Source organism: Mycobacterium sp. TH-M15, from assembly GCF_057473705.1.
The window spans coordinates 1-11511 of record NZ_JBYCLB010000654.1; the positions used below are offsets into that span (position 1 = coordinate 1).

General features: G+C 71.1%; 13 protein-coding genes. 8 read left to right on the forward strand and 5 right to left on the reverse strand.

Annotation, left to right across the window (positions count from 1 at the left end; translation table 11 throughout):
* The 7 genes from AC2VNT_RS15980 to pth all read left to right on the forward strand — a co-directional run.
* A partial coding sequence (locus AC2VNT_RS15980; protein ID WP_486947793.1) for a hypothetical protein occupies positions 1–145 on the forward strand: 145 nt, incomplete at its 5' end.
* Between the two features lie 103 nt (positions 146–248).
* Entirely contained in the window at positions 249–1229 is a 981-nt protein-coding gene (locus AC2VNT_RS15985; RefSeq protein ID WP_486947783.1) for a ribose-phosphate diphosphokinase, read from the forward strand.
* Between the two features lies 1 nt (position 1230).
* A complete protein-coding gene (arsC, locus tag AC2VNT_RS15990) occupies positions 1231–1575 on the forward strand; it encodes an arsenate reductase (glutaredoxin) (RefSeq protein ID WP_486947784.1) in 345 nt (114 codons plus the stop codon).
* Positions 1572–2219: an LpqN/LpqT family lipoprotein gene (locus tag AC2VNT_RS15995; RefSeq protein ID WP_486947785.1), complete on the forward strand. Its 648-nt coding sequence runs from the start codon at positions 1572–1574 to the stop codon at positions 2217–2219. Before arsC ends, AC2VNT_RS15995 begins: the two co-directional genes overlap by 4 nt.
* A 55-nt stretch (positions 2220–2274) precedes the next feature.
* Positions 2275–2613: a DUF4333 domain-containing protein gene (locus tag AC2VNT_RS16000; protein ID WP_486947786.1), complete on the forward strand. Its 339-nt coding sequence runs from the start codon at positions 2275–2277 to the stop codon at positions 2611–2613.
* A gap of 145 nt (positions 2614–2758) precedes the next feature.
* A complete protein-coding gene (locus tag AC2VNT_RS16005; RefSeq protein WP_486947787.1) occupies positions 2759–3400 on the forward strand; it encodes a 50S ribosomal protein L25/general stress protein Ctc in 642 nt (213 codons plus the stop codon).
* 12 nt (positions 3401–3412) lie between these two features.
* Positions 3413–3997, forward strand: a complete 585-nt coding sequence (gene pth, locus AC2VNT_RS16010) for an aminoacyl-tRNA hydrolase (RefSeq protein ID WP_486947788.1) — start codon at positions 3413–3415, stop codon at positions 3995–3997.
* A gap of 12 nt (positions 3998–4009) precedes the next feature.
* Here the strand turns inward: pth and AC2VNT_RS16015 are convergent, their stop codons facing one another.
* From AC2VNT_RS16015 to AC2VNT_RS16025, 3 genes are all read right to left on the reverse strand, one after another.
* The gene (locus tag AC2VNT_RS16015) at positions 4010–5644 is read right to left on the reverse strand and encodes a fatty acyl-AMP ligase (protein WP_486947789.1); all 1635 of its coding nucleotides are present in this window, start codon (positions 5642–5644) and stop codon (positions 4010–4012) included.
* Between the two features lie 246 nt (positions 5645–5890).
* Entirely contained in the window at positions 5891–6844 is a 954-nt protein-coding gene (locus AC2VNT_RS16020) for a 4-(cytidine 5'-diphospho)-2-C-methyl-D-erythritol kinase (RefSeq protein WP_486947794.1), read from the reverse strand.
* Positions 6845–7021: 177 nt separating this feature from the next.
* Positions 7022–8590: a PE-PPE domain-containing protein gene (locus AC2VNT_RS16025; protein WP_486947790.1), complete on the reverse strand. Its 1569-nt coding sequence runs from the start codon at positions 8588–8590 to the stop codon at positions 7022–7024.
* Positions 8591–8742: 152 nt separating this feature from the next.
* Between AC2VNT_RS16025 and AC2VNT_RS16030 the strand changes: the two genes are divergently transcribed.
* A complete protein-coding gene (locus AC2VNT_RS16030) occupies positions 8743–9576 on the forward strand; it encodes a serine/threonine-protein kinase (protein WP_486947791.1) in 834 nt (277 codons plus the stop codon).
* Here AC2VNT_RS16030 and rsmA read toward each other — a convergent pair.
* Together rsmA and AC2VNT_RS16040 are read right to left on the reverse strand one after the other, a co-directional pair.
* Positions 9547–10437, reverse strand: coding sequence for a 16S rRNA (adenine(1518)-N(6)/adenine(1519)-N(6))-dimethyltransferase RsmA (gene rsmA / locus AC2VNT_RS16035; RefSeq protein WP_486947795.1), 891 nt, complete (start codon positions 10435–10437; stop codon positions 9547–9549). The genes AC2VNT_RS16030 and rsmA overlap by 30 nt on opposite strands.
* Positions 10410–11510 carry a resuscitation-promoting factor gene (locus AC2VNT_RS16040; RefSeq protein ID WP_486947792.1) on the reverse strand — a complete coding sequence of 367 codons (1101 nt, stop codon included), beginning with the start codon at positions 11508–11510 and terminating at the stop codon, positions 10410–10412. Before AC2VNT_RS16040 ends, rsmA begins: the two co-directional genes overlap by 28 nt.
* Between the last annotated feature and the right edge of the window lies 1 nt (position 11511).

Below are 11511 nucleotides of genomic sequence, written 5' to 3' on the forward strand. Positions count from 1 at the left end.
CGACGACGTGCCGCCGGGCGCGCGGGCGGTCTCGGCCGGGCCGCAGCGCAACATCGAGAACTGGGTGCAGCGCAAGCGCCCGGGCAGCACGGCCGCCGAGGCGGCCGCGCGGGCGCTGGACCAGCGGCGCGACCGGAAACCGTGAGCGCGGTCTTCTGCCGATCCGCTGCGACAGCGCAGACCCCACTACGTACCATTAGGCCGAAGTCGACCCGGTTGACCAGGGTCTCGGACAGCAGGGAACGCACGTGAGCCACGAGTGGATAGCCAACCGCAAAAACCTGATGCTCTTCGCCGGCCGGGCGCACCCGGAGCTGGCCGAACAGGTCGCCAAGGAGCTCGACGTGCCGGTCACCGCGCAGACCGCCCGTGACTTCGCCAACGGCGAGATCTTCGTCCGCTTCGAGGACTCGGTGCGCGGCTGCGACGCGTTCGTGCTGCAGTCGCACCCCGCGCCGCTGAACCAGCACCTGATGGAACAGCTGATCATGATCGACGCGCTCAAGCGCGGCAGCGCCAAGCGGATCACCGCGATCCTGCCGTTCTACCCCTACGCCCGTCAGGACAAGAAGCACCGCGGCCGGGAGCCGATCTCGGCCCGGCTGGTGGCCGACCTGCTCAAGACCGCCGGCGCCGACCGGATCGTCACCGTGGACCTGCACACCGACCAGATCCAGGGCTTCTTCGACGGCCCGGTCGACCACATGCGGGCCCAGCCGCTGCTGATCGGCCACATCAAGGAGAACTACGGCGACCACGACGTGGTGGTGGTCTCCCCCGATTCCGGCCGGGTGCGGATCGCCGAGAAGTGGACCGATTCGCTGGGTGGCGTTCCGCTGGCGTTCATCCACAAGACCCGCGACCCGCTGGTGCCCAACCAGGTCAAGTCCAACCGCGTCGTCGGCGAAGTCAGGGGCAAGACCTGCATCCTGATCGACGACATGATCGACACCGGGGGCACGATCGCCGCCGCGGTCCAGTTGCTGCGCGACGCCGGCGCCGGCGACGTGATCATCGCCGCCACCCACGGGGTGCTCTCCGACCCGGCCTCCGAGCGGCTGGCCAGCTGCGGAGCCAGCGAGGTGATCGTCACCAACACGTTGCCGATCGGCGAGCAGAAACGCTTCCCGCAGCTCACCGTCTTGTCGATCGCCCCACTGCTGGCCAGCACCATCCGGGCCGTCTTCGAGAACGGCTCGGTCACCGGACTGTTCAACGGAGACGCCTGACATGGCCGGCGGGACCATCTACCACAACCCGCGCTGCTCCACCTCGCGTAAGACGCTGGAGCTGCTGCGCGACAACGGCGTCGAGCCGACGATCATCGAGTACCTCAAGACGCCGCCGTCTCGGGCCGAGCTGGCCGCGATGATCGACGCGGCCGGGATCGGGGTGCGCGATGCGGTGCGCACCGGCGAGTCGGTCTACGCCGAGCTCAACCTGGCGGGCTCATCCGACGACGAGCTGCTCGACGCGATGGTTGCGCATCCGATCCTCATCCAGCGGCCGTTCGTCGTCACCGCCAAGGGCACCCGGCTGGGCCGTCCGGTCGAGTCGGTCCGCGACATCCTGTGACCGCTGCAACGCGAACCGCCGGGATCCTGGCCTGCCTGCTGCTGGTCGCCGGCTGCGGCGCCAAGACCCCGGACTACCAGTCGATCTGGACCTCTCCGGGTGCCACCTCGACGACGACCGCCGAATCAGACGTGGTGCCGCTCTCGAAGTACCTGGAGGACAACGACGTCGCCGCCCAGGCGGTGGCACCGGAGTCGCTGCCCGACCTGAAGGTGTGGATACCGACCCCGAAGGGCTGGTCGCAACGGAAGAACGCCAAGCTGCCGGCCACCACCCTGGTGATCGGCAAGGGCGACGGGTATCCGTCGGCGGTGTTGACCGCGGTGCAACTCAACGGCGAGTTCGACGCCGCCGAGGTGATCAAGCACGGCCTCGCCGAGGCGGAACAGCTACCCAACTTCCACCGGCTGAACAGCTCCACCGACGACTTCCAGGGTTTTCCGTCGGGGATGGTCCAGGGCAGTCACGACCTGAACGGCAAGCGGATGCACTCCTGGCTCCGGATGGTCGTCGCGACCGGCTCAGCGGTGCTCAACCAGCGTTACCTGGTCCAACTCACCGCCATCAGCCTGGCCGACCAGGCCGAAGCGGATGCGCCCGCCGTGGAAGAAGTCATGGACGGGTTCGTCGTCGCCGCCAAATGACCGGCGCCGGGGTGACGTCTCCGCTCCGAGAGCACCCGATATAGCATCGGTCGGCATGTGGACATCCGTCGCCCGCCGGGCCGTCGCGGCGGCGCTGCTGGCGTCGGCCACGCTGTTGACCGGATGCTCCTTCCACGCCGAGACCGGCACCGCACAGTCGATCCCCAAGGACAAGCTGGCCAAGACCGTCAAGCAGCGACTCGAGGCGACCAACGGCAAGAGGATCGGCTCGGTCACCTGCGACGGAGACCTGCGGGCCAAGGTCAAGGCCACCCAACGCTGCACGCTGTTCCTCGGCGACACCAAGCAGGGGGCGACGGTGACGACCACCTCGGTGCACGGCAACGACGTCGGCTTGCACATCGACGTCGACAAGAAGACGCAGCCGGCCTGACCGGATTTCCACTGCGCCGCGCCGATGCGCTAGCCTGACCAGCAGTCACGGCGAGGGCGGCCGGTCTCCGGTCGCCGTTATCGGCGAAGACCTGATGGTTGTCGTCGGCTCGTCGTGCGAACGAACGCAGCGACAGGAGCATCCGATGGCCACATCCGCAACCAACCGACTGAGCGTCTCGGTGCGCTCGGCGACCGGCAAGGGCGCCTCGCGTCGGGCCCGGCGCGAGGGCAAGGTGCCGGCGGTCCTCTACGGCCGGGGCAGCGACCCGCAGCACCTGGAGCTCGACGCGCACGACTACGCCGCGGTGCTGCGCCACGCCGGCACCAACGCGGTGCTCACCCTCGACATCGACGGAACCGAGCAGTTGGCGCTGACCAAGGCGCTCACCGTACACCCGATCCGGCGTACCCTCCAGCACGCCGACCTGCTGGTGGTACGCCGCGGGGAGAAGGTGGTCGTGGAGGTATCGATCGCCGTCGAGGGGGACGCCGCGCCCGGCACCCTGGTCACCCACGACGCCAACACCGTCGAGGTCGAGGCCGAGGCGCTGTCGATCCCGGAGCAGCTGACCATCTCCATCGCCGGCGCCGAGGCCGGCACCCAATTCGCCGCCGGCAGCATCGAGCTGCCCGCCGGGGTGACCCTGGTGTCGGACCCGGAGCTGCTGCTGGTCAACGTCGTCGCCGCCCCGACCGCCGAAGAGCTGGAGCCGGCGGCCGGCGAGGCAGCGGCCGAGGAGGGCGCCGCCGAGAAGCCCGGAACCGAAGCACCCGACGCCGAGTAGGTCGGCCGCGACGTGGCCGAGCCGGCGCCCGCACTGGTGGTCGGCCTGGGCAACCCGGGGCCGAACTACGCCCACACCCGGCACAACCTGGGCTTTCTGGTGGCCGACCTGCTCGCCGAGCGGATCGGCGCGACGCTCAAGGCGCACAAGCGGTCCGGGGCCGAGATCGGCACCGGCCGGCTGAGCGGGCGGTCGGTGGTGCTGGCCCGGCCGCGCTGCTACATGAACGAGTCGGGCCGCCAGGTCGGTCCGTTGGCGAAGTTCTACTCGGTGGCCCCCGGCGACGTCATCGTCGTCCACGACGATCTCGACCTGGACTTCGGCCGGATCCGGTTGAAGTCCGGCGGCGGCGAGGGCGGGCACAACGGGCTGCGCTCGGTGGCCGCGGCGCTGGGCAGCAAGGAGTTCCAGCGGGTCCGGATCGGCATCGGCCGCCCGCCCGGCCGGAAGGACCCGGCGGCGTTCGTGCTGGAGCGGTTCACCGCGGCCGAACGCGGCGACGTCCCGGCGATCTGCGCGCAGGCCGCCGACGCCACCGAGCTGCTGATCGAGCTGGGGCTGGAGGCCGCCCAGAACGTCGTGCACGCCTGGCCCTGACCGCGGCCCCGGTTAGGTGACCAGGGTGACCGAGTTGGCCCGGCGCAGCTTGCCGGACGGGGTCTTCGGGATGGTCCCGGGCCCGAGCACCACCACGTTGCGCGGCCGCACGTCGACCTCCTTGACCACCTCGTGGGCGACCTGGTGTTCGATCCGGCGCACCTCGGCGGCGTCCTCCCAGGCGTTCGACTCCACCGCGACCGCGAACGTCTCCCGGGAGTGCCCGGCGTCCAGCCGCACCGCCACCGCGCAGCCCGGCCGCACGCCGTCGACCCGGCCGGCGGCCCGCTCGATGTCGGTCGGGTAGATGTTGCGGCCGCCCATGACGATGACGTCCTTGACCCGGCCGCAGACCACCAGGTGGTCGTTCTCCATCAGGTAACCCAGGTCGCCGGTGTCGTACCAGCCGTGCTCGTCCTGGGCCGGGATGTAGCCGGCCATGGTGATGTAGCCGGGGGTGACCGACTCGCCGCGCAGCTGGACCACGCCGACACCGCGCGACGGCAGCACCCGGCCGTCGTCGCCGACGATGCGGACCTCCAGACCACCGATCGGCAGACCGAGCGAAGCCAGCCGACGGGTGTTGCCCCTGGTGGCCGGCACCGCCTGGTGCAACGCGGCCAGCAGGTCGGCGTCCACCTCGTCGACCTCCAGTCCGGTACCCACCGGTGAGAACGCCGTCGCCAGCACCGTCTCCGCCATCCCGTAGACCGGCATAATCGCCTCGGGTTTGAGCCCGAACGGCCGGCCGGCGTCGATCAGGTCCTCGACGTCGGCGGGATCCACCGGCTCGGCCCCGGACATCGCCATCCGCAACGTCGACAGGTCGAACTGGCCCGGCTCGGCCTGTCGGCGCAGCCGCTTGGCGAAGAGCGCGTAGGCGAAGTTCGGTCCGCAGATGAACGTGCCCCGGTACTTGTCGACCAGTTTGGCCCAGAGCAGGGTGTCGCGCAGGAAGTCCATCGGGGTGATCTTGACCAGCTCGCCACCGAAGTACATCGGCGTGGTCAGGAACCCGACCATGCCCATGTCGTGGAAGCAGGGCAGCCAACTGACCATCACGTCTTTTTCGAGGTCGTAGTTGACCCCGGCGAACATCGCCTCCAGGTTGGCGTGGATGTTGCGGTGGGTGATCTGCACCGCCTTCGGCGATCCGGTCGAGCCGGACGTCAGCTGCATCAACGCGACGTCGTCCTCACCGGCGTCCACCGGGTCGATCGGCCCGGCGGCCAACAGGTCGGCGACGGTGACGACGGTGACGCCCTTCTCCTGCAGCACCGGCAACGCGGCCATGAACGGATCGGAGATGACGACGGCCTTGGCCTCGATCATGTCGATGACGCTGGCAGTGTCCGCGGCCCAGGCCACCAGGTCGGTGCGCGGGGTCGGCTGGTGCAGCATGGTCAGGCTGGCGCCACGCATCCAGAGTCCCTGCGCGGTGGGGGCGATCTCGACCGGGGCGCCGGCCAGCACCCCGACCGCGTCGCCGGGGCCGACCCCGGCCGCGGCCAAGCCGCCCGCGATCCGGCTCGCCTGCTCGTGCACCTCGGCCCAGGTGTGTCGCACCGGTTCGTGCGGCTCGCCGGTGACCATGCCCCGCGGGCTCTCCCGGGCACTGCGGTACATCTTCTCGGTGAACCTGCTCATGACCGCCTCCTCCATGAGGGCTGATGTCTCGATGCTCCGCCTGCCGGTGACCACATCGTGGCAGGCACGCGCACCAGGTCTGCGGCGGTTATGTCACAAACCGATGGTGGTTGGTCGCGTCGGCGCACCGGCCGGCCGCGGGGGCCGACAGACGATCGGATCGCACGGTCGCAACTAGTCACCGCCCAGCATCTTAAACTCTTCTTAATCACCCGGCCAAATGAGTGCCCGAGATTGCCGCGCCGATCACACCCCGCCCACCGGGGCGGGCACCACCCGCGCGCCGTAGACCGGCCCGGTGGCCACCCGGGCCGCCCGGCAGACCGCCGACGACGTGAGCGCGGCGGCGACGTCGGCCGCCGACGCCGCCGCGTCGCAGAGGAACGCACACGTCGGCCCGGATCCGGAGACGATGCCGGCCAGCGCGCCGGCGTCCGAACCGGTGCGCAGGGTGTCGTGCAGCGCCGGGTTCAGGCTCAGCGCCGCCGCCTGCAGGTCGTTGCCGAGCAGCGTGGCCAGCTGGTGCGGATCGCCGGCGGCCAGCGCGGTGAGCACCGGCTCCGGCGCCCCCAGCGGCTTCGGCGCCGCGCCGGCGTCGCGCAGCCGGTCCAGCTCGGCGAAGACCTCCGGGGTGGCCAGGCCGCCCTCGGCGAAGGCCAGCACCCAGTGGAAGCTGTCCCGGGTCAGCAGGGTGGCCAGCTGCTCGCCGCGGCCGGTGCCCAGCGCGGTGCCGCCGTGCAGCGCGAACGGCACGTCGCTGCCGAGCCGCGCCGCCAGCGCGTGCAGGTCGCGGCGCGGCACCCCCAGCTCCCAGAGCACGTTCATCGCCACCAGCACCGCGGCCGCGTCGGCGCTGCCGCCGGCCATGCCGCCGGCCACCGGGATCGCCTTGTCGACGCGGATCGCCACGTCGGGCGCCCGGCCGACATGCTCGGCCAGCAGCTCGGCGGCCCGCCAGGCCAGGTTCTGCTCGCCGCCGGGCAGCGTCTCCGCGCCCTCGCCGATGATCTCCAGCGAGAGCACGTCGGCGTCGCTGACCGTCACCTCGTCGACCAGGGAGACGGCGTGGAACACCGTGCTCAGCTCGTGGTAGCCGTCGCCGCGGCGGTCACCGACACCCAGGTACAGGTTGAGCTTGCCGGGCGCCCGAACCGTGATCGACCCGGTGGGTGTCCAGTCGGTGGCGGCGGCTCCGTCCATCGGCACCGGATGAGACTACCGCCGGGTAACCGACGGCCGGGGACAGACCGCCGAAGGCGTCGGTGACTCCGGTGCCGGCGGAGCGCCCGAGGCGGTGGCCGCCGGTGCCGGCGGAGCTGCCACCAGTGCGGCAGCGAAGCGCGACCGCAGCTGCGCTCCGCTCCGCATCGGACCCGGTTACAGGGACAGCGAGAAGTCCGGGTCGAAGGATTGGATGATGCCGGTCAGCGCGTTCTCGATGACCCGGATCTCGAAGCCGCCCGCCACGCTGCCGATCGCGTCGTTGACCGCGAACGGCATGCCGATCGCGTCGAGCAGGTTGCCCGCTTCGGCGAAGTGGGTGATCAGCTCGATGTCGTACGCCGGCAGGGTGGTGACCAGCGCGTTTATGATGTCGGTGGTCGGCAGCAGCGCCGCGTAGGCGTGCGAGAGCGCGGCACTGAAGTCGTTGACGATGTCGGTGAGGCTGAACGACGACGCCGCGAGGCCGGCCCCGCCGCCGGTCAGGGAGTCGATCAGGCCGGAGAGCGGCGACGCGCCCGCCGACAAACCCGACCCGATGTCTTTGAAGCTGTTAAAGAAGTCGGTGAAACCCGTCTCGGTGCCGGCGACCAGCGAGTTGAACAGGTGGCCCAGGTTGATGTCGGGGAAGAGCCCGAACGGGGTGGAGACGTTCGCCGGGCCGGTGTCCCAGCCGCCGGCGGCGCTGCCGTCCTGGATGTCCTTTACCGAGTCGACGTTGCCGTAGCCCAGGTCGACCAGGATCTTCAGGTCCGGCTGGACCAGGTCCGCGATCGGGGTGCCGATCAGCGGGATGTCGCGCACCAGGTCCAGCATCGGCAGGTTCTCGGTGGGGAGCAGGTAGTAGTGGGTGTTGGCCAGCTCGCCGGTGTAGTCGGCGGAGGTCGACAGCGGGATTGCGTCGGCGATCTCGCTGGCGGTCAGCGTCGGGTACGTGCCGTGGATGAAGGCGATGCCCGCCACCGCGTTGATGTCGGAGAGCAGGTCGATCGGGTACCTCGGGAAGTCGGCGAAGCCGTCGTACTCCAGGGTGTAGATCGCGGTGTCCCACGGGGTGTCGGCGGGCGTGGCGTCGCCGAAGGTGATGCCCAGGCTCGGGATGCTCAGGTGCTCCATCCCGGGGAAGGCGAACCGGGGGAAGATGCCGCCGTTCGGGTTGTCGATGTCGCCGATCAGCGAGAACGACAGCTGATCGTGGCTCGGCGCGTCCGAGGTTTGCAGCAGCTTCTGCATCTCCTCCGAGGCGATGATCGCGCTCTGCGAGTAGCCGAGCACGTGGGCGTCGTGTCCGGCGGCGATCACGTCGCCGATCTTGGTGTTCAGAATCGTCAGGCCCTGGGCGACCGACGGGTTGAGCTCCAGCTCCTTGACGCCCTCGAACGGGTACAGCCCCTCCGGGGTGAACAGCGCGTGCTCGTCGCCCGGGACGACGTCGAATGTCGGCTGGCCGTCGAAGAGCGGCTTGCCGTCGCTGAAGTCGGGGTAGGCGGCCGGGTTGATGTACCGCTCGCTGACGTCCGTGACGTACTCGTCGGACGGGATCGGGTCGCCGCTGCCGCCGATCACGATCCCGATCGTCTCGGCGTCCAGCAGCTTCGCCGCCGCGGTCACCGCCCGCACCTCGGCGGCCACCGCCGGAGCCAGCACCGGCGCCACTCCCAGCGCGGCGACCCCCAGCACCGCCACCGGAACGACACCCAGCGAACCCCACGTACGACCCGGCATGACTCACCCCACATGAGAAGTTAACGCGCCTAACGGCGGCATGGTCTTGGGATACGTTAAGCCTGTTGTTATCGGCGTTCAACCGCAACCCGCCAATTCTCAGCATCGAGGTTCACCCGCCCCGCGCTCACCTGCGCCGATACCCTGGAACCGTGGTGCACGTCGACGCCGACATCGGCACCTTCGGGGGCCTCGGGGGCCTCGGGGGCTATGTCATCGACCAAGAGGTGGGTCGCGGCGGTTCGGCGACCGTGTACCGGGCGCACCACACGTCCGACCCGCACCGGGTGGTGGCGCTGAAAGTCCTCCACGACCGCCACCGCACCCCGGCCGAGCAGGCACGGCTGCGCCGCGAGTTCGAGGTCGCCCACGCCCTGCGCCACCCGCACATCCTGGCCGTCTACGAGCACGGCCCGTCCTGGCTGGCGATGCAATTCGTCGACGGCGGAGACTCGACCGGGCTGACCAGCACCGCCGACCGGCTGACCGCGCTGGCCCAGATCGCCGATGCGCTGGACTGCGCGCACCGCGGCGGCATCGTGCACGGCGACGTCAAGCCGAGCAACATCCTGATCGGCTCGGACTTCGCCGACACCGGTGCGGTGCTGGTCGACTTCGGGGTGGCCCATGCCGTCGTCGACGACGTGGGACGCCGGCTGCGCAGCCCGCAGGTGTCGCTGCCCTACACCGCCCCCGAGGTGCTCAGCGGCCACCCGCCCGCGGCCGCCAGCGACCAGTACGCCCTGGCCTGTACCGCCACCGAATTACTCACCGGGACACCGCCGTTCGCCGACGACAACGCCGCCGCCCTGGTGGACGCCCAGCTGTACCGGAATCCGTCGCCGATCGCCGGCCGGTTCGACGGGGCGACCCGCTCGCTGGACCTGGTGCTGGCCCGGGCGATGCGCAAGGTTCCCGAGGAGCGGTACCGGTCCTGCATCGAGTTCGTCGAACGGCTAACCCGGGCCCTCGGCCGGGCCGGCTGACGCCAACCGGACGAAGTCGGCGATCGACAGCGTCTCCCCGCGGCACCCCGGATCGATGCCGGCGGCGCGCAGCCAGGCGGCGGCGGCACCGCCGGAGCCGGCCCACTCGGCGAACGCGTTGCGAGACGTCTTGCGCCGGTGCGCGAAGGCGATGTCCACCAGCTGGAACACCCGGCGGCGGAACGCGTCGTCGCTCGGCCACGGCGCCGCGTCGTAGCGGTCGATGCGCACCAGCCCGGAGTTGACCCGCGGCACCGGCCAGAACACCGTCGGCGGCACCGTGCCCAGCCGGCGCACCGGACCGAAGAACCGGGCCTTGGCGCTGGGCACCCCGTACGCCTTGCCGCCCGGCTCGGCCGCCAGCCGCTCGGCCACCTCCACCTGCACCATCACCACCGCCGTCCGCAGACCGGGGAACTCGGCGAGCACGTGCAGCAGCGCCGGCACCGCGACGTTGTAGGGCAGGTTGGCCACCAGCGCGGTCGGCTCGAACTCACCGCGGCGCACCGACATGATGTCCCGGCCCAACACGGTCAGCCGGCCGGCCGCGGCGGGCGCGTGGTCGGCGATCGTCTGCGGCAGCCGGCCGGCCAGCGCCGGATCCACCTCGACCGCGGTCACCGCGCACCCGGTCTCCAGCAGCGCCAACGTCAGCGACCCCAGGCCGGGGCCCACCTCCAGAACGCGGTCGGCGGCACCGACCCCCGCGCCGGCAACCACCCGGCGGACCGTGTTGGCGTCGTGAACGAAGTTCTGGCCCAGCGATTTCCGCGGCCGCAGTCCCAGTTCCTCGGCCAGCGCCCGGATCTCACCGCGGCCGAGCAGCCGGACCGTCAGCGCCTCGCGCTGCACACCGGCCAGGCGCCCCAGCCCTGCCGCGCCTGGGTGACGTCGGCGATCGCCATCTGCTCTTCCTTGGTGGCCAGGTCGGCGCGCGGGGCGTACTTGAGCCCGCCGTTGCGCTCCCAGGTGCTCTGGTCGAACTGCACGCCGCCGTAGTAGCCGTTGCCGGTGTTGATCGCCCAGTTGCCGCCGGCCTCACAGCCGGAGATGGCCTCCCAGGCGGCCCGGTTCGGCGACGTCGGCACCTCGGTGCCCGGCTTGGCGCCGACCCGCAGCACCGAATCCCGGGCCGCGGTCACCACCGTGTTGGCGACCGGCAGCCGACCGGCCACCGCCCCGTTGACCAGCGACACCGCGAAGGTCACGTCCTGAACGCCCGGCGTGCCGGGGTCCTCCACCACCTGGCGGCTCATGTTCATCGTCGGGTCCTCGATCCGCTGCGCGTTCGGCGCCAGCGGCACCCGCTCGGTGACCCGGTCCACCCGGATCCGGGTGACCTGGATCCGCATCCCCTCGGCGATCGGCTCCCAGGCCGGCGGCGTCACCTTGTCGCTCTGCTGCAGCGGGACGCCGGCGGCGGCCAGCAGGCTCTGCACGTCGGGAGCCGCCAGGTGCACGCTGCGCGGCACGCCGGCGTCGTCGATCTCGACGGTCTTGGCGCTGACCACCGGCAGCGCCATCCCGGCCAGCGGGACACGGCTGCGACGGGAGGCCGCGATCGGCGCGGTGTCGGTCACCGGCAGCCCGGCCAGCGCCTCCTCGACGGTGGCCGCCGTGGTCCAGACCTGGCCGGCGTCCCGGCCGTCGATGCTGACCTGCAGCGGCCGGCTGCGGTGCAGCACGATGGTGTCGGCGTCGCGCACCCGCACGTCGCCGGCCGGGGCGAGCCCGTCGCGGTCACCGACCACGAAGCCGTTCTCGGTGACGATGTCGATCACCCGCGACTTCATCGTGGTGACGGTGATCGGCGTGCCGTCCACGTCCAGGGTGACCGTCTTGCGCGCCGACACCGCATACCCGCCGGCGAACGCCAGCACCAGCAGGAACGCGCCGACGACGGCCCGCAGGGCCGGCGAATCGGACTGGTGCAGC